The sequence below is a fragment of the Mycobacterium sp. genome, assembly GCF_049281135.1.
Classification (GTDB): domain Bacteria; phylum Actinomycetota; class Actinomycetes; order Mycobacteriales; family Mycobacteriaceae; genus Mycobacterium.
The window spans coordinates 1-19,946 of record NZ_JBAPRN010000402.1; the positions used below are offsets into that span (position 1 = coordinate 1).

A 19,946-nucleotide genomic window follows, 5' to 3' on the forward strand; every position below is an offset into this window, starting at 1 on the left:
GATCACGTGGTCGCCGGTGTCATAGACGGTCTCGCCGATCATGCGATCCCCCTCCGCGCGAACGTCCCTGATCTCGTAGGCGGCTACTGCCCTGTGCGGAGTGTCGACGCCATGGAAAACGGCGGGGATGTTCTCCTGCACCATGTCGGCGAGCGCCGATGTCACGTCACCCACGACGACGTACCCGACGTGCCGCTCGTACACGGGACGGAACTTAGCGACTAACATCACGACTCCTCGAGTTCCGGGTTTCAACGCATGTGGTCGTCCGAAGTTTCCAGTATCCTCAAACCTTATATTGTTAGTTTACGGAGTTCAAGGCTAATGTCGTTAGTTTAATGGGACCCGTTGTCGTCCTCGAGGGGAGATCGATATGACCGATCTGACAGACAAGGTCGCCGTGGTCACGGGCGCCGCAAGCGGGATCGGCGCCGCGACGGCGCGGGCCTTCGCCGAACGCGGAGCATCGGTCGTGGTCGCAGACATTGACGACGTGCGCGGCAACGCCGTCGCCGCGGCTTTGGGAATCCGCGGCACGTATCTACATACCGATGTACGCCACGAAGCCGATGTCGCCGCCGCAGTCGCTCGCGCGGTGGACCACTTCGGTCGGCTCGACTGCATGGTCAACAATGCCGGACGCGTCGGCGCATGGACCTTTCTCGAGGACACCCCAATCGAAGAGTGGGAGGACGGGTTCGCGGTGCTGGCCCGCAGTGCCTTCCTCGGCATCAAACACGCTGCGCGCGTAATGCGCGACCAGGGCTCCGGCAGCATCGTCAACGTCTCGTCCGTGGCTGCGGTCCGGACCGGCTTCGGCCCCCATCCGTACAGTGCCGCCAAGGCGGCGGTGTTACAGCTGACGCGCACGGCGGCACAGGAACTCGCGGAATTTAGGATTCGCGTCAATGCTCTCGTTCCCGGGGGCGTCGCGACCCGGATAGTCGGCCACGGCGCAGGACTCGAGGACGAGGCTCTCGACGACAGCGTCGACGCAGTGCGAGCAAGCCTCGTCAAGTTTCAGCCGATCCCTCGCGCTGGCGAGCCGGAGGATCTCGCCCATGCCGCGGCCTTCCTCGCCTCCGATGAGTCCTCCTTCATCACGGGGGAGGTCATCGGAGTCGACGGCGGCTTGGATTTGGGTCGCAAGTGGCCAGCCAACTTCAGAGCCCAGGCGGTAGCCGCCTCTAGTCGTGTCGTGTCGGGCGGGGCGTCGTCTTAGTTGAGTGTGCGCTGCGATCCAGCCGCAGACGCGTCAGCGCACTCGTGCGTAGTCGTTGGGGACATTCCTATACATCTCGCGCAGGTCGCGCTTCGCGATCTTTCCGCTAGCCATGCGGGGGAGTGGCTCGGTGACGAACACGACATAGCGGGGGACCTTGAAGTCGGCGAGTCGGGTATTGCAGTACGTGATCACGCCAGCTTCGGTCAGATCGTTTGTGGCCCGGATCAGCGCAGCCGGGGTCTCACCAAATCTGGCATCCGGCACGCCGATTACCGCCACCTCCTCGACGCCGTCCAGATCGGCGATGACCGCCTCGATCTCTGCGGGCGCGATGTTGAGGCCACCTGAGATGATCATGTCCTTCAGGCGGTCGACATAGGTGAGGTAGCCGTTCTCGTCGAGTTTGCCCAGGTCACCAGTCCGTAACCACCCGTTGACGATGGTGGAGCGCGTAGCCTCTTCGTTGCGCCAGTATCCGGGCATCATGCCGGGCCCACGGAGCAGGATTTGTCCGACCTCACCCGGCGGCACGTCAACGCCTCCTGCGTCCACGACACGAATCTTGGTGAAGATACCGCCCCATCCGCACTTGTCAGGATGGTCGCCGGCCTCCTCAGCCGGCATGGCCGTAGCCGACCCTCCAATCTCGGTCTGGCCGTAGATCTGGCGCAAGGCGACGCCTTGTGCGTGCCACTTGCGTAGGAGCTCCACGGGGACCGGCGCTCCGCCGACTTGAGCGGTGATCATGTGTCCGAGGTCGCTGTCCTGGAATGCGGGGGTGGCGGCGATCCGCTCGAACACGATCGGTGGCCCACAGAGGATGTTCGCCTTCTGCGCCGACAACACGTGCAGCGCTGCCGCGCCGTCGAGTCCGGGCTGTAGGAACAGAGTGCCTCCGGAGAGGACGACGCGGCAGATCCCCCAGATGATTCCTGCCGCGGAGAACAAGGGAAGTACCATCAGCGGGCGCAGTTCATTCGGCGGGATTGGCTCGATCAGCGACCACTCATGCATCTCGCCGGCGATGGTGGCATGGGTGAAGATCACGCCCTTGGGCTTACCGGTCGTGCCCGAGGTGAACACAATCGCCGTCGGGGTGTTGAGATCGACCACCGGTGTGCGGTAAGCCCCATGTCGATCCTCACGGAGTGGGCGCACATCCTGCTCGAAGGTCAAGATCTCAAACGTGTCTCGAGCTTGGTGCACCTCGTCGAGGCGTGGCGCGAGCGCCTCGTCGCAGTAGACGACCGACGGCTCGCAGTCGTCGATCAAGACTGTCAACTCACCGGCCACCATGCGATGGTTGAACGGTGCGGAGATCGCACCGACCTTCATCGCACCAAGAGAGGCGGCGATCCACTCCAGACTGTTGCCGCCGAGGTAGCTGACCCGGTCACCAGGTCCGACGCCCCGCGACGCTAGGTCATGAGCTACGCCGTCTGCCCACCGGCTCAGCTCTGCGTACGTCACTACGTCACCAGCGAAGTCGATGGCGGCCAGGTTGGGCTTGGTACGAGCCCAGAAGGTCAACGCGTCGACGATTGTGCCACTCATTGCTGGGCCTCCAAATCTCATGCGTCCGCAGAGCGTTGCCGGGCGATCCGCACTCTCCGTCGGTCCACTCTCGTGGGCGTGACGCCTACTAAACCTAAAGACCGTTGTTAGAAGTGGCAAGTCGCCGGGAAATGAGCCGTCATTGACCGCGATATCTAACTGGCGTAGGTTTGCCCTCGCGTCGTGGGGCCCACGAACCCGGGACGTGGCGGGCCGCTGAGGTGCGTTGGTGACGCCGAGCGGCGTCGCGCGTGCCACGTCGCCGCGGTGGAGCGTCCCCGGTTGTGTCGTGAGGAAAGGACTGAACCACCAGTGTCACCCGAGACCAGCGCACCTGCTGCGCTTTACGAAAAGCGCGGCCACGTCGCGATCGTCACTCTGAATCGTCCGAAGGCACTCAACGCCGTGAACTCCGAACTGTCGACCGCCGCCGGCGAGGCGCTCGAGCGGGCCGATCACGATCAGGAGGTCCGGGTCGTCGTGATCACCGGCGCTGGTCGCGGCTTCTGTGCGGGCGCTGACCTGAAAGAACTCGCCAAGGGCAACCGCATCGAAACTCCTGGTCACCCGGAGTGGGGTTTCGCGGGCATCGTCAGGCACTGGATGGCCAAGCCGACGATCGCCGCCGTCAACGGATTCGCTCTCGGCGGAGGTACCGAGATCGTTCTGTCGTGCGACCTTGCCGTCATCGACGAAACCGCTTCGCTCGGTCTGCCGGAGGTGCGCCGCGGACTTCTCGCAGCCGCCGGCGGGGTGATTCGCCTGCCGCGCCAGGTCGGCCTCAAGTGGGCCCTCGAGATCGCACTGACCGGCGAGCCCATCTCGGCTGCGACCGCCAAGGAGCTCCGGATCGTCAACCGTGTTGCCCCGCAGGGTGAGGCGCTGACGGTGGCACTCGAGTTGGCGGAAACGGTCGCCGCGAACGCGCCGCTTTCGGTGCAGCAGAGCAAGCGCGTGATTCACGAGACCGCTTCGGGCTCCGACTGGGACGACGCCGTCTGGGCAATCAACTCCGATGCCGCCCGCACGGTCTTCCGCAGCCGAGATTCCAAGGAAGGCCCGCGAGCCTTCGCCGAGAAGCGTGCCCCGATATGGGAGGGGCAATGAGTCTCGACGTCGACGCTGCGGTCGTCGGCCTTGGGATCACCGAACTCGGAAAAGTGTACGGCAGGTCGTCGACAGCGTTGGCCGCCGAAGCCGTACGCTTGGCCGTTTCGGACGCCGGACTGCGATTGGGCGATCTCGACGGTCTGTTGGTCAGCGGTGGGGTAAAGAAGGACATCGACGTCAACGTTGGAGGTGTCCTCAACCTGCGCCACTTGAATCTGCTGGCACAGGTCAACGCGCACGGATCGACGGCCGGTGCCATGGTGCAGCAGGCCGCCCTGGCGATCGCGGCCGGGACCGCGACGACGGTTGCCTGCGTCTTCGCCGATACGCCCTTGCGTCCCAAGAGCAGTGCGGGCTCTGCCTATGGGTCCCCGAATAAGCGCAGCGCCAACCTCTCCGGGCTGTCCGGTTGGCAGGTCGCATCGGGAGCGACCAACCCCAACATCTTGTACGCGATGTGCGCCCGCCGGCACATGGAGGCCTACGGGACGACGTCGGAGCAGCTCGGCGCAATCGCCGTCGCGCAACGCACCTGGGCTGAATCCAACCCTCTCGCCGCGATGCGCACACCGATGACCCTCGAGGACCATCAGGAATCGAGATGGATCGCCGATCCCCTTCATCTGCTTGATTGCTGCTTGGTCAGCAACGGCGCGATCGCCGTGATCGTCACATCGGCTGCGCGCGCCGTCGAACTGGCCCAGCCGGCCGTACACGTGTGGGGCTTCGGTCAGGCGCACCAACCGCGTCAGATGCGGGCCGGCTCCGACTGGGGCCTGGTGACCCCGGCCGCCCATTCCGGACCCGCGGCGATGAAGATGGCCGGGGTGGGTGTGGAGGACGTCGATGTCTGCGAACTGTACGACTGCTACACCTATACAGTCCTCGTCACGCTCGAGGACTACGGGTTCTGCGCGAAGGGCGAAGGCGGGCAGTTCGCCGCTGATGGTCGACTGGCACCCGGGGGAGACCTTGCCTGCAACACCGGCGGCGGCCAGCTGTCGTCCTATTACATGTGGGGCATGACTCCGCTTTCCGAGGCGATCATCCAAGCCCGCGGTCACGGCGGCGAGCGCCAAGCGCCGCGCAACGAAGTCATTCTAGTAAGCGGTAACGGCGGCATCCTCGAACACCACTCCACCTTGGTATTGAGTCCCATCGCAGCGAAGGACCGATTGTGACGATCTCCACCGACAAGCAGTTGCCGCTCTGGCCCGCCGTCGACCGCGACGCGGCGAGCGTGCAGTATTTCGACGCCGCAGCGCGCGGAGAATTACTGATGCAGCAGGGGCCCGGCGGCGCCGTGCTCGGTCCCGAAGTGCGTACGTGCCCGGAGACGGGTTCTGCGGAACTGACCAAGGTCGCCGTCTCGGGACGTGGAGCCCTGGTCACGTGGGTGGTCGTGCACCACGCGCCCCTCCCCATTTTGGCGGCGGCGGTACCTTACGTCAGCGGCGTCGTCGAACTCGACGAAGGACCATGGCTAATGGTTCGGCTGGTGGACGTTGAGGGCGTCGAGCTGCGCGCCGGTCTGCCCGTCGAGGTGGCATTCGTCCGCTCAGGCAATGCCGACGACGATCCGTTGCACGAAGTACTTCCGGTCTTCACGCCGTCGCATCCCTGACCACGAACCACGAGTTCTCATCACGTCAGGATGACGTGTTCCTGCGCATAGAAGATGGGGGAGTTCGCCAGATCGATGAAGGTGCGCTCGTCTTCGAGTAGAGCGCGGCCTGCGGCCCGGCCCTCCTCCGTCGCACCGGCTGCCACGATGTCCTCGACGCTGTCCCACCACAGTTCGGCGACCCCGTCGTAGGGCTCGAGGTGGCTACCCCGCGCCGTTATCGACGCAGCGATCCGAGGGTCGTCGAAGGAGTGACTCTGCGTGTATCTCCGCACGCCCAGCGTGGCGCCGTACTTGCGCACCAACTGGGCATGGTCCTCGAGCCAGTATCGTTGAAACTCCTCGGCGGACAGTTCGGGCTTGCGACGCAGGCAGAAGACGATTTTGATCATGGCACTGCTCCAGTCAACGTAGATGGGGTCTTAGTCTTCCGCGGATACACGCAAGACCAACTTGCCGTCGTGATCGCCGCGGAAGAGTCGTTGCAGCGCATTCGGCGCCTCCTCGAGCCCGTCGATTACGTGGTCCTTCCATGTGATGCGGCCCTCGGAAACCCAAGTGCCGAGGGCCTTCAGCGCCTCCCCGGCGCGTGGCAAGTAGTCGATGACGACGAATCCGCGGACCGTGAGGCGGGACATGAGAATGCGGCCGAAGTCGGTTGGTCCGGCAAACGGACCTTCGGCGTTGTAACCGGAGATCAAGCCGCACAGTGCCATTCGGCCGTGAGTGTTCAGGCGGGAGAACGCCTCGTCCATGATCGCACCGCCGACGTTCTCGAAGTTCATGTCGATTCCATCGGTGCAGAGCCGATCCAACGCCGAGCCGACGTCCTCGTTCTTGTAATCGATGGCGGCATCGAAGCCGAGGTCCTCGACGATCCATTTGCACTTGTCGGGACCGCCAGCAATGCCGATGACACGGGCACCCTTGATCTTTGCGATCTGGCCAACGACCGAACCGACCGCGCCCGCTGCGGCCGAGACCACGATCGTCTCACCCTCCTTCGGCTGACAGATGTCGGTCAGACCGAAGTAGGCGGTGATGCCCGTCATGCCGAGCACGGATAAGTTCGCGGTCAGGGGCACGCCCTCGCGGCGACGAACGTGGCTCAGGGTCGCCGCCCGAGCGACGGTGTAGAGCTGCCAGCCGCCGTCGGGGGGAAGGACGAAGTCGCCGGGTGAGAATCGCTCCGACTTGCTCTCTTCGACAATGCCGACCGTGCTGCCGCGCATCACATCACCGATGCCAACTGGCGGCAGGTATTGATCGCGGTCGCTCATCCACAACCTGTTGGTCGGGTCCAGTGAGAGGTAGACGTTTCGGACCAGCACCTGATCCGCTTCCAAGGGCGGGATCGGAAGGTCGACCATCTCGAGATCGTGACCAGTCACGGTGGTGTCAGGTCTGCTCTTTAGCAACCATGCGCTGTTGTTACGGGTCATTGGCTTTCTCGATTCGTCGTTTTGCCTGCTTCATCGCACCGCCAAGTCGGACGCCAGCCGTCTGCTCCAGGTGACGTGGGCCGACAGACCCTGGCCGCGAGACAGAATGAGTCTTCACTCATCCCACGTCCAACGGGGCCGGGGTAGGTCCACCTTAAAATGCGCAAACAAGGCCACGTGATCAACACTAGGCCAAATTAATCTATTGACAATAGGCAGGGCGGTGATTGGGCTATGGAAGTAGCGCGGCTATCCCGCCTTTAGCCGGGGATGGTTGCGAATGGGTGTATCTCGCTGCGCATAAATCTCATATAGTTAGATTTACGAGTTGGCGCCGCGCCAAGGCTTGTCGTCATGCCGGAAGGAAACTCCATGCGAGGAACTAGTGCGGACGGTCCGACCAGCACCCACGCCGGCCCACGAATCTGTCCCCTCTGCGAAGCATGCTGCGGGTTGGTCTTCGAGATGACCGGACACACCATCACACGGGTGTCGCCGAATCACAGCGACCTGTTCAGCCAGGGGCACAGTTGCGCGAAAGGCCTCGGCCTCGCCCGGATCGACGGGGATCGGGACCGGATTCGCACCCCGTTGGTCCGCGACGGCGTCCATGGCTTCCGCGAGGCGACCTGGGAGGAGGCATTCGACGAGATCAATCGCCGGCTGCCCGAATACGTCAACGGTGATCCCGGCACGTGCGCGGTCTATACGGGCAATCCCGCGGCGCACAGTCTGGATCCGACGTTCTACCTGCAGGCATTGATCGCGGCGCTGCGTACGCGCAATCTGTACTCGCCCGCAAGCATGGACACATTGCCGAAGAACCTGGCACAGATGCTCCTGTACGGAACGGGTCTGGGACTTTCGATCCCAGACGTCGACCGAACCGATTACCTGCTGCTGCTCGGATCCAACCCACTGGTGTCCAACGGCAGCACCTTGTCGGCGCCAGGCATGGATCGTCGTCTCCTAGCGTTGCGCGCCCGCGGAGGAACGCTGGTCGTGGTCGATCCCGTTCGCACGCGCACTGCAGAGGTAGCCGACATGCACCTGCAGATTCGGCCGGGTACCGATAGCCTCTTCCTGCTCGGCGTGCTCTCCGTCATCGCTTCAGAAGGTCTCGCCGACCCCGGTGATGCGTCACCCTACGTCGACGGGCTCGACGAAGCGCTAAAGATTGCCAGGACGTTCTCGCCCGCTGCAGTCGCGCCGGCCTGTGGCATCGATGTCGAGGACATCGTCTCCGTAGCGCGCGGATTCGCCACCGCCAACGCGGCGGTATCTCATTCACGTATCGGCACGTGCATGCAGGAGTTCGGCACGCTGGCGAACTGGCTCGTCGAGGTTCTCACGATCGTCAGCGGGAACCTCGACCGCCCCGGCGGCGCAATGTTCCCGATGCCGCCCGGCGGCGGTCAGAACACCTGGCCACTCACCAAGGCGCCCGTCCTGACGTTCGATCGCTGGCGCTCGCGCGTCCGAGGACTGCCGGAGGCGATGGGTGAGCTCCCCGTGACGTGTTTCGCCGAGGAGATTCTGACGCCGGGGCCTGGTCGGACGCGGGCTCTGATAGTGATTGCAGGCAACCCCGCTCGATCGCTTCCCAACAGCAATGCGGTGGAGCAGGCTCTAAGAAGTCTCGAGTTCATGGTCGCCATCGACTGCTATGTCAATGAGACGACCCGGTACGCCGATGTGATCCTCCCGTCGCCGTCGCTGGCGACGCGAGGGCATCACGACATCACCCTTGCGCACTTCGCGGTTCGCAACGTCGCACGATATTCGCCTCCCCTCCGCCAGGTCGCCGCCGGCGAGATGCCGGAATGGCAAGTGCTGCTCCGGTTGTCGGCGATCGCGCAGGGCGTGCCGGACCGCCCGATCGCCGAGATGGACGACGAGGTCGCGACGGTGGCGGCGCGTCGGGCCGCGAAGCTCGCCGGATGCAGCGTCGATGACGCCATGCGTGCGACGGCAGACCGGGTCGGCTCCGAGCGACTACTGGACCTGCGGCTGCGAAGCGGCCCGTACGGTGACCGATTCGGAGCACGGCCGGACGGATTGACCCTCGCGGTGTTGGAGGCAAACCCCAACGGCATCGATTACGGCCCGATGCAACCACGCCTTCCGGAAGTTCTGCGCACTCCCACCGGCCGCATCGATCTCGTGCCCGCGATGATCGTCGCGGACCTACCACGCCTGCGTGCCAGTATGAACCGCCCCACCAGTGGACTTCTGCTGATCAACCGACGCCAGCGTCGCGGAATGAACTCATGGTTGCACAACGCTCTGCCGCAACCGGATGGTGGCCAGTGCGCGCTGCTGATGAGCCCGCAGGACGCAGCCGACCTCGAGCTCTTCGACGGCGACTGGGTCGATGTGACGTCCCAGGTGGCAACAGTGACCGTCGAGCTCCAGGTGACGTCAGACATGCGACCGGGCGTGCTGAGTCTGCCGCATGGCTGGGGCCACGAGGGACCGAGTCTGGGCACGAGCCGGTCCGCGGCTGTGCCTGGGGCCAACTACAACGCCCTCGTCGATGACACCGCCAACCTCGAACCGCTTACCGGATCTCCTGTCTTCAACGGTGTCCGTGTCACGGTGACGCGGACCCAGAGGGTGACCGTCTGATGGCTTATGTGGTGACCCAGAACTGCTGCAACGACGCCACGTGTGTCGCGGTATGTCCAGTGGATTGCATTCATCCGACGCCCGACGAGGCCGGGTACGCGGCTGCCGAGATGCTCTACATCAATCCGTCGACCTGTATCGATTGCGGAGCATGTGCCGACGTCTGTCCCGTCGATGCGATCGTCCCAGTCGATGCGCTCGCGCTGGAAAACAAGCGCTACCGCGAGATCAACGCCGACTACTTCGCGCGGAACCCACAGCCTGCGCGGCCCGTCTTTGCGCGTGCTGAGCCGACCGCATCGGGAAACAGTGCTGCGTCGGCCGGTGCACCGGCCATCGAGCCGCTGCGCGTGGCAATCGTGGGATCCGGGCCGGCGGCGTTCTACGCCGCGGAAGAGCTGCTCGCGCGTCGTGACGTCGTCGCCGAGGTCACCATGATCGAGCGATTGCCTGCAGCGGGTGGCCTCGTCCGCTTCGGTGTGGCGCCGGATCATTGGCACACGAAACTCATGGGCCGGGTGTTCGATCGCACCACACGGCGAACCGGTTTCAGCCTCTACCTGGGCGTAGAAGTCGGTCGCGACATCACGCAAGGCGAGCTTCTCGAGCATCATCACGCCGTCCTGTATGCCTCGGGCGCGCCCGACGACCGCCGTCTGGGCATTCCCGGCGAGGACCTCCCGGGCAGCCATTCGGCAAGTGAATTCGTCGCGTGGTACAACGGTCATCCCGAGAAGGCCGACGCCGTTTTCGACCTGTCGGCATCCCGTGCAGTAGTCGTGGGCAATGGCAACGTGGCGCTCGATGTGGCCCGCGTCCTAGTTACTGACCCAAAAGCGCTCGCCGGAACGGACATCGCTGACCACGCGCTGCACGCGCTCACAGACGGTGAAGTAAGGGAGGTCGTGGTGCTAGGTCGGCGTCGCCCCGCGTCCGCTGCCTTCACTACTCCCGAACTGCTTGCACTCGGGTCGGTGCCCGGCGTCGACGTCGTCGTAGAGGGGGCCGTCGCAATAAGTCCCAATGCCACGATCAAGGAGGTCATCCTCGCCGAGTACTCGCAGGCGCGTCCGCTGGCCGGGAACAAGCGCATCGTCTTGCGGTTCGACACCGTACCGGTCGAGATCGCCGGCGACGGACGCGTGAAGAGTGTCCGGGTGACGGATCCCACCGGTCACGCGAAGGACACAATCGACTGCGGACTGGTCTTTCGTGCGATTGGATACCGCGGCTGCCCGTTGCCGGACCTGCCGTTCGACGAGTGCACCGGAACGGTACCGAACGTCGGTGGACGCGTAATGGATCCGCACCTGGAAGGGCGGCTTATCGGCTGCTATGTCGCGGGCTGGATCAAGCGTGGGCCCTCGGGCGTGATCGGAACGAATCGGTACTGCGCGGCGGAGACCGTCATGGCGATCGCCGCCGATCACCGTGCCGGAGCGCTGCCCTCACCCACGGCGGATGGCTCGTCGCTGTCGGCGCTCATCAGAAGACGTCAACCCGGAGCGCTAGACATAGAGGCCTGGCGGGCGGTCGACAGATACGAGCGAATGGTCGGGAGACGACAGAACCGTCCCCGAGTGAAGGTAATCGACCGCTGGGACGGACATCGCGCACGCTGAGTCACGCACGAACTGACGGCAGAGAGCCATGGGCTCACGACTCGCTCATTGTCAACGATGTGGTCGCACCGCCTTGCGTCTCCGATGAGCCTCGTCGCGTATCAAGCCGTGTAGGAAAGCGATACACTCCAGGCCAACGTCCCTTGGACGGTGTGCAGGCCAGCAATCAGTAACTGGAAGAACATTCGACACATTTCTTCATCAGTCAGCCGTCGCCGGTGTCTAGAGGGGTGTTGATGATGAGGCTGGTTATGTCATCGGCCTGAGATCGGACTCGACGATCGGCGACGACTTGGGCCAAGTAACCGAACATCTGGCTTGCCGCCTCGTGCCTGGCGGCGAGGTTTTCTTAATCCGTCGCGCCCGGCTTACGCAGGATCGCGATGTCGGTTGCTTCGGTGAACAGCGGCGCGTCCTCGATCGGCCACCCCATCAACGACAAGAATACTGCCGTCGGCAGCTCGTGAGCGAACTCCGATACGAACTCCGCTGACCCGCGGCGGGCGAACTTGTCGATCAGCCCGTCGACGACCAGACGAATATCCTTCTCGAGCTCCTTCATGCGCCGCGGACTGAACAGGGGCTGCAAGATGCGACGATAAGATGTGTGCTCCGGGGGGTCCAGCTCGATGGGTATGAACTTCCCGTCGCCGGCATGCATCATATTGATCGGATAACTCGAGAACAACCCCGGGTCACGAATCACGGCATGGGCATCGTGGTAACCCGTGACGATCAATGCCCGCCGTGGGCTGTCGAGTACAGCACCGGACCAGCTGAGGCCAGCTCCTGCACCTTCTCATTGAGCCGATCGACTTCGCCAGCCAGCGACGGGTCGTAGATGTCGAAATCAGTCACCAAGGAGTGCGGCAGATCAGTGACGCTCGTCGTCATTGCGAACCCTTTCTTGCGATCTTCAGTTAACCGTAAGCCTGTAGGTAACCGTCGGTCAACATGGTTCCAGCCGTCGCGACGGCCGCCGTCTCGCTTCTCCCAGTTTTCCGGGTGGAGAATCGTTTCGCCCAGGGGTGGGGGGCAGGCCGCATCGGGTGAACCACGCAGCCAGGCGCAAAGATAGAACATTAAAACCTAACGACTATAGACAAAGGCGTTTGAACCGGCATAGATTGACACGGCCAGTGCGACCCCGATCGGTCGCCACGAGCGGTGGTATGCGTCCTAAGGCCTCGCGCTCTGAGGAACTGACTGGCCACGATAGATGGGTGATAGCTGATGTCAGCACCGCTACGATTGCCCAACTACGATTGCCCAACTGGATCGATGGCCAGACCGTTCCTGCTCGAAGTGGTCGAGTCATTGACGTCCTGTCGCCCGCAGACGGATCTGTGATCGCTCAAGTAGGCGACAGCGATTCCTCCGACGTCGAGCTCGCCGTCGCCGCTGCACGCCGCGCATTCGAATCCGGGGCGTGGTCTGGACGATCAGTCAGCGAGCGTGCCGCCACGCTGCGCACCATGGCCGACGAGCTCGAGAAGCGCGCGTATGACCCCGCACAAGTGCTGATTACCGACGTAGGGTGTACCGCCCGTGTGGCCTCCACGATGCAGAGCGTTGTTCCCGCACATCACATTCGGGCGTTCGCGGATATGGAATACCTGCTGGCACCCGAAATTCGCGATGCCGACGCGACCGCGGCGTCCGGCACATGGACGGTGTCTCATGAGCCGGTCGGCGTCGTAGCGGCATACGTCCCCTACAACTTTTCGCTCTTCGAGGCAGTGTGGAAAGTCGCGCCCGCTTTGCTTGCGGGCAATTGCGTAGTTGTGAAACCTTCGCCTCTCACTCCCCTGGCGATCGAGGCTCTCATTCAGGCGGCCGCATCAGCCAGAGTTCCTGCGGGCGTCTTGAACATTGTTCATGGGGACGTCGGCGCGGGCGCCGCGCTAGCGAGTCACCCAGGCATCGATTTCATCACCTTCACCGGCAGCAGTGCCGTCGCCAGCAAGGTGGACACCGCTGCAGCCGCGAATCTCGTGCCCGTTGTGGCCGAGCTGGGCGGAAAATCGGCGTCGGTGATACTTGACGACGCTGACCTGCAATCGGCCATTCGCGGTTCTCTGTTCTCGGGTTTCTTGAACAACGGCCAGACCTGCGTATCAACTATTCGCATCCTCATACCGGCTGACCGGTACGAAGAAGCGGTGGCACTTGCCGCTGCGCTGACCGAAGCGCTCGTCGTCGGCGATCCCGGCGATCCTGAAAGCGACGTCGGTCCGCTCATCAGTCGGCGCCAGCAAGTGGCGGTCGCGAGCGTTGTTGACGCGGCGGTCGAGCAAGGCGCGAAAATGGCTGCGGGCGGGACAATTTTAACCAACGTTTGCTCAGATGGCTTCTATTACAGTCCCACTATCTTGCGAGACGTGACACCAGAAATGGACATCGCAACACACGAGGTATTCGGTCCAGTTCTCGCGTTGATACGGTATGACACCGTAGAGGACGCCATCCGGATCGCCAATGACACCGACTACGGCCTCGCCAGCGCGGTGTGGGGACGTGACATTGCCCGCGCGACATCAGTTTCGAACCGACTCGCCGCGGGTTTGAAGTGGATCAACGACGTCGGCCAGATCGACGTGGCGCTGACGCCGATGGCTGGACGCAAGAAGAGTGGTATGGGGACCGAACTCGGTCACGAAGGACTTCTCGCCTACACATCACCGAGCAGCACGTACACCAGTGACGCGTCGCCCGGGTATCCTAACCCGGCGCACGCCCTGGTCGGGTCTCACTGGGACTCGGTGTGAATTACCTGGTGCTGTCGTGTAAGCGGTCAAGAAGACGCCCGGTATTTCCGCGTTACCCACCCGCAGATTCTCAAAGACGCGCCCGAGGCGTGATGTTCTATACCCAATGCTCCATCCGTTGACGGGTCGACATCTTCTAATACGCGGTAATCCTAGTAGGGAGATGCCCGAGACCCGAACTCCGGGACACGACTCAACAGCTACTCCCACCTTCAGAAAGTCAACACCACGTCTGCGCGGTAAGGAAAGTCGATGACTACAACAACGCCCTCCAGCGAGTTCGGCGACGCTACGGCAGCACCCTCGTCGAGAACGCCAATCCCTTCGGCCAGTGGCATCAACTGCAGGCCCGGCCCCGGAAGGAACCGAACCCAATGACGACCACCGCGCTAATTTCGGGAGCCTCCTCCGGCATCGGACGCGAGATGGCGCTGTTGCTGGCCAACGACGGCTACGACGTGGTCCTCGTCGCTCGCCGGCTCCCGCTCCTCGAGCAACTCGCAACCGAGATCGAAAACACCACTGGCCAAAGGGCGGTAGCGCTCCGCGCCGACCTGTCCGAGCCCGCAGGCGCGACCGAACTCGCCGATCAACTGCATGCGCGAAAACTGCACATCGACTACCTCGTCAACAACGCCGGCGTAACCCTTGAAGGCCGTTACCTGGACAACACCTGGGAGGCTCAACGGGCGTTCGTCCAGCTCATGGCTCTCTCGCCGGCAGAGCTAACCCACCGCCTGCTACCACCCATGCTCGAGCGCGGCCACGGCGCAGTCCTCAACGTTGCCTCTCTCGGCGCGTTCTGGCCCGCTTTTCCCGGCATAACCCTCTACGCCGGAGCGAAATCGTTCCTCGTACGCATGACCAACACCCTCGCCGTCGAATACGCCAACTCCGGCGTCACATTCTCCGTCATCTGCCCCTTCACCACCCGTACCGCATTCCTCGACGGAGAAACGATCGCCCCCATCGTGGCGAAAATGCCCGGGTTCATGGTCCAGTCACCACGCCGAGTCGCGGCAGTGGGCCTGCGGGCGGTCGAGCAGCACAAAGTAATCGCCCACACCAGCCGTCTCAACCACCTCCTAGCCACCCTTCTCACCACCCTGCCCGTACGCCTAGTGAACCGCGCACTCGTCGCCTACCTGTCCCTCGGACGCGACGACCTCCACATCACAGCCGGTAGCAGGCGCCCGCAGGGGCCGATATCCCAACCCGGGTCCGACGACCTACAGGCTTAAGTGAAACACCCTCTCTAGTTCGATTCTTCAATCGCTTGGGTGAACGCGCCCTCATGAAGTGGACGACAACCGGGTTTAAGAGCCGCCAGATCAACAGGTCGTGAGCAGCTGTACGGGCCCTTCATGGAGTCGGCGCAAACGTTTCTCTAGCGCGGTCAAGGCATCGCGACAGAGGGCTTCGCTGTCGACCCATACGCTACCAAAGAGGATTGCGCTATCCATCCGACGCGCTGGCATTGGGAATCGCGGTGTCGAGCCGCGTCAGTTCGGCTGAAAGTCCTGCAGCGCTGTCAGTTCCGGGGTGGGTTCTAGTCAACGTCGCGACTGGCCGGGTTTTCAACCGTCGTCAACAACTACCGAGCGGGGTGCCGTCCGGAGCTATTCGACCTAAGTGGTAGACCCATCCGGCTGGGGAAGGGTTCGTCACCGAATCGGTGGATTGTCAGCGCGGCGGCGCATCGAGGTGAAGTCGTGTGATCGGCGATGCTGCTGCCACATCACGCTCCACGAGGCTCGAGATGGGCCAGAATTTGTAGAGCAGTCTTGACGCCGTAAAACTAATGAAATAAGTTAAATAACGTAACTCGCCCCTTGCGTTGTGGCCGAGTCGGGCGTCTAGGCGACCGACCTCGAGGTGTGTCCCTCGCCGGCGCGTAGTCGCGGGAGGGGCCCCAATCAACCATCGGTGAGGTCATATATGACAACTAGTGCGGTCGAGGTCCCCGAACACCTCCGGACCACTTTTGACGTCTACGACCTCGGGTTCGGCGGTGTGCTCGATACCTTCAACGAGGCAGTGGCCCAGCTGAGGACAAAGGGTTCCGTCGTGTACTCCTCGGCTCACGGCGGCCATTGGGTGGTCGTAGGATACGAGGAGGCTCACGCGATACTTCGCGACCCAACGGCGTTCTCGAGCTACCCGAACAACTTGGTAAACGCCGGCGATGGAAAGTTCATCCCCATCGAATTGGATCCACCAGAACATACGGCGTACCGCCGCGTACTCCAGCCTCTGTTTAGCCCGACGAGGATGAAGGCCCTCGAGCTGGACGTCCGGCAACTTGTCAACCAGTTGATCGACGGCTTCGCCGGTCGCGGATCGGCGGAATTCGTATCGGAGTTCGCTCATGAGTTGCCCGCCGCGGTGTTCCTCAAGCTGATGGGCTGGCCGGCTGAAGACGGACCAATGTTTACGGAGATGACAGACATTGCCATCCAGGGCAAGCCTGGCGCGACCGACGAGGAGAATGTCACCGCGCGCCAAGAGGCGGCGCAGCAGATGTTCAGCTACTTCGGCACGGTCATCGCCGAGCGTCGCGCTGAGGGAGGAACCGCCGACGTCACTAGTGAGGTCATCAACACGCCAATCGAGATTGACGGCGACCGCCAGCTGCTTTCGGACGAAACGCTTAGCAGGATGTTCTTCCTTCTGCTCATCGCCGGACTGCACACGGTTCAGGGCAGTCTCGCCTGGAGCGTCCTACATCTGGCGAAACACGCTGAGGAGCGTCGACGTCTGATCGACGATCCAGGTCTGATCCCAGCCGCCGTCGAAGAGATACTGCGCTTCGAGGCTGCCGTGAGTATGGGTCGTCGGGCGCTTCGCGACGTCGAGGTCGGCGGGGTCTCGATCAAGGCCGGCGACCAATTGGTCGTCGTCCTTGCGGGTGCGAACCGCGACCGGCGCGAGTTCTCAGAGCCAGACGACCTGCAAATCGATCGGCAGCCGAACCGGCATCTCAGCTTTGGTGCCGGGCCACACCGCTGCATCGGTTCACATCTCGCGCGCATCGAGCTTAGGGTGGCGCTCGAAGAAATGCACCGGCGCATTCCCGACTACCGACTCGATCCGGCCAGGCCTGCCCTGTCGCATTCGTCGTCAGTCCGCGGGATGGTCCAGCTGCCGATCCTCTTCACGCCGGTCGGCAGTTCGTGAGCGAGGGCACCAAAAGTGGTTGTGGGCATCGGGTTCGATGATCTCGAGACGAGGTGAACCGCCGCCAAGCAAATAACGGCACCCATCGAAGTTCGAAGCTTTGGACCACGACGACGTGATTGGAGCACGCGAATGTCCGACAATCTGCCCGTGGAGCCCCGTGGCTCACGCACGACAGGGATGACTGACAAGGAAGTCGACGCGTTCTTAGACGAGCAGCGAACGTGCCGGGCAGCCACCGTCGGAGCACACGGCCCACACGCGACACCCTTGTGGTTCATCTGGCAAGACGGCGCGATCTGGCTTACGTCGCTCACCCAAAGTCAGCGATGGAAAGACCTTGCGCAGGATCCAAGGATTGCGGTCGTCATCGATGACGGTGTGTCACTCACCGAGCTACGGGGTGTGGAGCTGCGCGGCAAGGTGCGCGTCATTGGCGAGGTACCGCGCGCCGGGGAGCCGTGCCCGGAACTCGACGGCGTCGAGCAGGCGTTCGCCGACAAGTACACGGGCGGTCACGTCGTCCACGACGGCAAACACGGCTGGATGCGGATCAGCCCTGAGAGGGTGATCAGCTGGGATTTCCGCAAGGACCTCGAACTCGCGGCCCTCGTAAAGCGCCCAGGGCACGGAGACCAGCCCCCGCCGATGACTCGGTAAAGGCCTACCTGCATGAGTAGGGCAGGCGCAAATCCACGCCGAGAGCATCGGCAGCTGTGACTGTTTTGCTATCGCATCAGTGGGATGCGTTGAAGCTCATGATGTTCGACCTACGGGCTTCGACGGATCATACTTCGAGATTCATGGATCGGATGGGATCCTTTCCATCCCAGTCCACGGCAGCATCGCGGACGAGAGCGATCAAGGCGTTCGAGGCCGCGGTGAGTTCCATAATCTCGACGACCGTCGCTGGGGCCGAAGGGGGCTCGAAGTAGGCGTAGCGCATACCGTCGTTTTCACCGCCGGACCAAACGATCGGCCAGCCGGCCTCGTCTGCCCTCCGTATGGCGGCATCGTAGTCGTCCGTCCACCATGCCAGTTGGTGGTACCCGCCGGGCCCCGACCCGAGGAACTCGGTGAAGATGCTCGGCGTGTCGTCGTCCTGTTGTATCAGTTCGATTTGCAGGTCACCGCTGTTGGCGAATCCCACCGACAAGACGACGTCGCACGACTCGCCGCGGTAGACCATGTGTCGCAGCGTCTTACGCAGCACATACCACGGGCCGATCCCCATTTCCAGCCAGGTCTCAATGGTCTTGTCGAGGTCGCTGACCACGTAACCGACCTGACGGACTCGGCCCGGCAGGGCGGATGCTTGAATCGACTGAGTCATCAGACTGTCCTTAGCACTCGTCGCGGATAGCATCGTCCATCCATCCGCTCGATTAAACTATTGGCTATAGGCATCAACGTGTCAAGAATGGTTTGGCTTCCAGCCGCAGACCCGAGAAAACGTTTACTCGGCAGCTGCTTTGTCATCACAACACGGTCGTTCCCCGCCGCGGAAGTCTGCTTCGCCAACCAGACTTCGTGTCGGCGGGTGCCGTGGCACCGCCAGACCACTACCCGACGATGGCGCCGGGTGTCCTCGAGGTCAGATGTCCAGGCGCAAAATCGGTGTGCGGCTGCGGGAGACGCAGACGAACATGACGTCGTTCTCGTCGCGCTCCTCGTCGGTGAGAATCGAGTCTCGATGGTCGGGCACTCCCGATAGGACAGCGGTCTCGCACGTCCCGCAGGTGCCCTCCCTGCAGGAGAACGGAACGTCGATACCGGCATCTGCCAAGACGTCGAGGATGGAACGGTCCTCGGGCACTGTCAGCAACAGCCCAGACTGTGCGAGGTCGACGTCGAACGACGACGCTGAGTTGGGTTCGGACTGCACCTTGGGTGCGAAGCGTTCGACGTGCAGAGTGCCTGCCGGCCAATCCTTGCACTGTCGCTCGATCGCCTCGAGCAAGGGTTCAGGTCCACAGCAGTAGACCGCGACCCTCTCTCGTGGCACTCCGAGCTCCGCTTGCAGATCGAGCAGACCGACCTCGTCCTGAGGCTGGATGCTGACCCGGTCGCCGTAGCGACGTTCGAGCTCGTCTCGAAACACCATCGATGCGCGCGATCGCCCACCGTAGACGAGTCGCCACGGCACATCGGAGCGCGCGACCTGTCGCAACATCGGGAGGATCGGCGTGATCCCGATGCCGCCTGCCACGAACACATATTCAGCGGCCTCGACGAGTTGGAAATGGTTCCGTGGTCCCCTGATGCGTACCCGGTCGCCCAGCGCGAGCTTGTCGTGCACGAATGCCGAACCGCCACGACCCGACGGTTCACGCAGCACGGCGACGCCGAACACCGACCGATCGGTGCTGTCGCCACACAGCGAGTACTGCCGGACCAAGCCGCCATCCAGCAGGACGTCTATGTGCGCGCCCGGCTTCCACTGAGGAAATTCCCCACCGTCAGTTGGTCTCAGTTCCAGGCGGACGACACCGTCGGCCGCCATCTCTCGCACGACGATTTCGGTCTCGATCTCGTCCTGGTCCGGATTGTCGCTGCGCAATGCGTCACCCTGTCTCCTCGCGCGACGCCCTCGCCGCACCGGCGAGAGGCGCTATCTTACGCACAGAATATCTTACGACATTAGATTTATAACCTGATCACGACGGTGGACTCCTCCGAGAGCCTCATCGGTCCCGTAGCGGAACCGGTCGTACACGTCGGATTCACCCAACCTTTTGATCATCTTCGGCGCCTGGCCGAACGGGGTGCAGCGCGCGCTCGGACGCCCTCGGTCCA

At 63.1% G+C, this 19,946-nt stretch carries 19 protein-coding genes; 10 read left to right on the forward strand and 9 right to left on the reverse strand.

What is annotated here, in order from left to right; genetic code table 11:
* Positions 1-228 (reverse strand): hypothetical protein (locus WAN02_RS16175; RefSeq protein ID WP_422265227.1); only part of this gene is annotated, 228 nt, incomplete at its 3' end.
* Between the two features lie 145 nt (positions 229-373).
* Here WAN02_RS16175 and WAN02_RS16180 point away from each other — a divergent pair.
* A complete protein-coding gene (locus WAN02_RS16180) occupies positions 374-1,222 on the forward strand; it encodes a glucose 1-dehydrogenase (protein WP_422265228.1) in 849 nt (282 codons plus the stop codon).
* Positions 1,223-1,255: 33 nt separating this feature from the next.
* On the opposite strand, the gene WAN02_RS16185 is transcribed toward WAN02_RS16180, so the two are convergent.
* The gene (locus tag WAN02_RS16185) at positions 1,256-2,779 is read right to left on the reverse strand and encodes a class I adenylate-forming enzyme family protein (protein WP_422265229.1); all 1,524 of its coding nucleotides are present in this window, start codon (positions 2,777-2,779) and stop codon (positions 1,256-1,258) included.
* Between the two features lie 312 nt (positions 2,780-3,091).
* Between WAN02_RS16185 and WAN02_RS16190 the strand changes: the two genes are divergently transcribed.
* Genes WAN02_RS16190 through WAN02_RS16200 form a run of 3 tightly spaced genes read left to right on the forward strand, consistent with a single transcriptional unit; the run spans position 3,092 to position 5,513 of the window.
* Positions 3,092-3,886 carry a crotonase/enoyl-CoA hydratase family protein gene (locus WAN02_RS16190; protein ID WP_422265230.1) on the forward strand — a complete coding sequence of 265 codons (795 nt, stop codon included), beginning with the start codon at positions 3,092-3,094 and terminating at the stop codon, positions 3,884-3,886.
* Positions 3,883-5,070, forward strand: a complete 1,188-nt coding sequence (locus WAN02_RS16195) for a thiolase family protein (protein ID WP_422265231.1) — start codon at positions 3,883-3,885, stop codon at positions 5,068-5,070. The genes WAN02_RS16190 and WAN02_RS16195 overlap by 4 nt, the downstream gene beginning before the upstream one ends.
* Positions 5,067-5,513, forward strand: coding sequence for a Zn-ribbon domain-containing OB-fold protein (locus WAN02_RS16200; RefSeq protein ID WP_422265233.1), 447 nt, complete (start codon positions 5,067-5,069; stop codon positions 5,511-5,513). The genes WAN02_RS16195 and WAN02_RS16200 overlap by 4 nt, the downstream gene beginning before the upstream one ends.
* Before the next feature lie 20 nt (positions 5,514-5,533).
* Here WAN02_RS16200 and WAN02_RS16205 read toward each other — a convergent pair whose 3' ends face one another.
* Together WAN02_RS16205 and WAN02_RS16210 are read right to left on the reverse strand one after the other, a co-directional pair.
* Positions 5,534-5,905 carry an EthD domain-containing protein gene (locus WAN02_RS16205; protein WP_422265234.1) on the reverse strand — a complete coding sequence of 124 codons (372 nt, stop codon included), beginning with the start codon at positions 5,903-5,905 and terminating at the stop codon, positions 5,534-5,536.
* A gap of 30 nt (positions 5,906-5,935) precedes the next feature.
* Complete coding sequence (locus tag WAN02_RS16210) at positions 5,936-6,955, reverse strand: NADP-dependent oxidoreductase (RefSeq protein ID WP_422265235.1); 1,020 nt, start codon at positions 6,953-6,955, stop codon at positions 5,936-5,938.
* A gap of 372 nt (positions 6,956-7,327) precedes the next feature.
* Between WAN02_RS16210 and WAN02_RS16215 the strand changes: the two genes are divergently transcribed.
* Together WAN02_RS16215 and WAN02_RS16220 are read left to right on the forward strand one after the other, a co-directional pair.
* Positions 7,328-9,583, forward strand: coding sequence for a molybdopterin-dependent oxidoreductase (locus WAN02_RS16215; RefSeq protein ID WP_422265236.1), 2,256 nt, complete (start codon positions 7,328-7,330; stop codon positions 9,581-9,583).
* On the forward strand, positions 9,583-11,205 hold the full coding sequence (locus WAN02_RS16220) for an FAD-dependent oxidoreductase (RefSeq protein ID WP_422265237.1): 1,623 nt from the start codon (positions 9,583-9,585) through the stop codon (positions 11,203-11,205). The genes WAN02_RS16215 and WAN02_RS16220 overlap by 1 nt, the downstream gene beginning before the upstream one ends.
* 349 nt (positions 11,206-11,554) lie before the next feature.
* On the opposite strand, the gene WAN02_RS16225 is transcribed toward WAN02_RS16220, so the two are convergent.
* Positions 11,555-11,794: a hypothetical protein gene (locus WAN02_RS16225; RefSeq protein ID WP_422265238.1), complete on the reverse strand. Its 240-nt coding sequence runs from the start codon at positions 11,792-11,794 to the stop codon at positions 11,555-11,557.
* Positions 11,795-11,940: 146 nt separating this feature from the next.
* Positions 11,941-12,099, reverse strand: a complete 159-nt coding sequence (locus WAN02_RS16230; RefSeq protein ID WP_422265239.1) for a hypothetical protein — start codon at positions 12,097-12,099, stop codon at positions 11,941-11,943.
* A 278-nt stretch (positions 12,100-12,377) separates the two neighbouring features.
* Between WAN02_RS16230 and WAN02_RS16235 the strand changes: the two genes are divergently transcribed.
* Positions 12,378-13,973, forward strand: a complete 1,596-nt coding sequence (locus WAN02_RS16235) for an aldehyde dehydrogenase family protein (RefSeq protein ID WP_422265240.1) — start codon at positions 12,378-12,380, stop codon at positions 13,971-13,973.
* Positions 13,974-14,185: 212 nt separating this feature from the next.
* Here the strand turns inward: WAN02_RS16235 and WAN02_RS16240 are convergent, their stop codons facing one another.
* The gene (locus WAN02_RS16240) at positions 14,186-14,311 is read right to left on the reverse strand and encodes a hypothetical protein (protein ID WP_422265241.1); all 126 of its coding nucleotides are present in this window, start codon (positions 14,309-14,311) and stop codon (positions 14,186-14,188) included.
* 36 nt (positions 14,312-14,347) lie between these two features.
* On the opposite strand from WAN02_RS16240, the gene WAN02_RS16245 reads away from it, so the two are divergent.
* The 3 genes from WAN02_RS16245 to WAN02_RS16255 all read left to right on the forward strand — a co-directional run bounded on the left by WAN02_RS16245 (position 14,348) and on the right by WAN02_RS16255 (position 17,810).
* Entirely contained in the window at positions 14,348-15,214 is an 867-nt protein-coding gene (locus tag WAN02_RS16245; protein WP_422265242.1) for an SDR family NAD(P)-dependent oxidoreductase, read from the forward strand.
* A gap of 697 nt (positions 15,215-15,911) precedes the next feature.
* A complete protein-coding gene (locus WAN02_RS16250; RefSeq protein WP_422265243.1) occupies positions 15,912-17,150 on the forward strand; it encodes a cytochrome P450 in 1,239 nt (412 codons plus the stop codon).
* 180 nt (positions 17,151-17,330) lie between these two features.
* On the forward strand, positions 17,331-17,810 hold the full coding sequence (locus WAN02_RS16255) for a pyridoxamine 5'-phosphate oxidase family protein (RefSeq protein ID WP_422265244.1): 480 nt from the start codon (positions 17,331-17,333) through the stop codon (positions 17,808-17,810).
* A 127-nt stretch (positions 17,811-17,937) separates the two neighbouring features.
* Here the strand turns inward: WAN02_RS16255 and WAN02_RS16260 are convergent, their stop codons facing one another.
* Entirely contained in the window at positions 17,938-18,483 is a 546-nt protein-coding gene (locus tag WAN02_RS16260; protein WP_422265245.1) for a VOC family protein, read from the reverse strand.
* Positions 18,484-18,744: 261 nt separating this feature from the next.
* Positions 18,745-19,653, reverse strand: a complete 909-nt coding sequence (locus WAN02_RS16265; protein ID WP_422265246.1) for a PDR/VanB family oxidoreductase — start codon at positions 19,651-19,653, stop codon at positions 18,745-18,747.
* Positions 19,654-19,946: the final 293 nt, after the last annotated feature.

What these genes read in the sequence shown, in the direction of transcription:
- WAN02_RS16215 (WP_422265236.1), top strand. Translation starts at nt 7,328, where the DNA reads ATGCGAGGAACTAGTGCGGACGGTCCGACCAGCACCCACGCCGGCCCA.
- WAN02_RS16245 (WP_422265242.1), top strand. Translation starts at nt 14,348, where the DNA reads ATGACGACCACCGCGCTAATTTCGGGAGCCTCCTCCGGCATCGGACGC.
- WAN02_RS16235 (WP_422265240.1), top strand. Translation starts at nt 12,378, where the DNA reads ATGCGTCCTAAGGCCTCGCGCTCTGAGGAACTGACTGGCCACGATAGA.
- WAN02_RS16230 (WP_422265239.1), bottom strand. Translation starts at nt 12,099, where the DNA reads ATGACGACGAGCGTCACTGATCTGCCGCACTCCTTGGTGACTGATTTC.
- WAN02_RS16185 (WP_422265229.1), bottom strand. Translation starts at nt 2,779, where the DNA reads ATGAGTGGCACAATCGTCGACGCGTTGACCTTCTGGGCTCGTACCAAG.
- WAN02_RS16240 (WP_422265241.1), bottom strand. Translation starts at nt 14,311, where the DNA reads ATGCCACTGGCCGAAGGGATTGGCGTTCTCGACGAGGGTGCTGCCGTA.
- WAN02_RS16205 (WP_422265234.1), bottom strand. Translation starts at nt 5,905, where the DNA reads ATGATCAAAATCGTCTTCTGCCTGCGTCGCAAGCCCGAACTGTCCGCC.
- WAN02_RS16250 (WP_422265243.1), top strand. Translation starts at nt 15,912, where the DNA reads ATGACAACTAGTGCGGTCGAGGTCCCCGAACACCTCCGGACCACTTTT.
- WAN02_RS16220 (WP_422265237.1), top strand. Translation starts at nt 9,583, where the DNA reads ATGGCTTATGTGGTGACCCAGAACTGCTGCAACGACGCCACGTGTGTC.
- WAN02_RS16255 (WP_422265244.1), top strand. Translation starts at nt 17,331, where the DNA reads ATGACTGACAAGGAAGTCGACGCGTTCTTAGACGAGCAGCGAACGTGC.
- WAN02_RS16180 (WP_422265228.1), top strand. Translation starts at nt 374, where the DNA reads ATGACCGATCTGACAGACAAGGTCGCCGTGGTCACGGGCGCCGCAAGC.
- WAN02_RS16195 (WP_422265231.1), top strand. Translation starts at nt 3,883, where the DNA reads ATGAGTCTCGACGTCGACGCTGCGGTCGTCGGCCTTGGGATCACCGAA.
- WAN02_RS16210 (WP_422265235.1), bottom strand. Translation starts at nt 6,955, where the DNA reads ATGACCCGTAACAACAGCGCATGGTTGCTAAAGAGCAGACCTGACACC.
- WAN02_RS16260 (WP_422265245.1), bottom strand. Translation starts at nt 18,483, where the DNA reads ATGACTCAGTCGATTCAAGCATCCGCCCTGCCGGGCCGAGTCCGTCAG.
- WAN02_RS16265 (WP_422265246.1), bottom strand. Translation starts at nt 19,653, where the DNA reads ATGGCGGCCGACGGTGTCGTCCGCCTGGAACTGAGACCAACTGACGGT.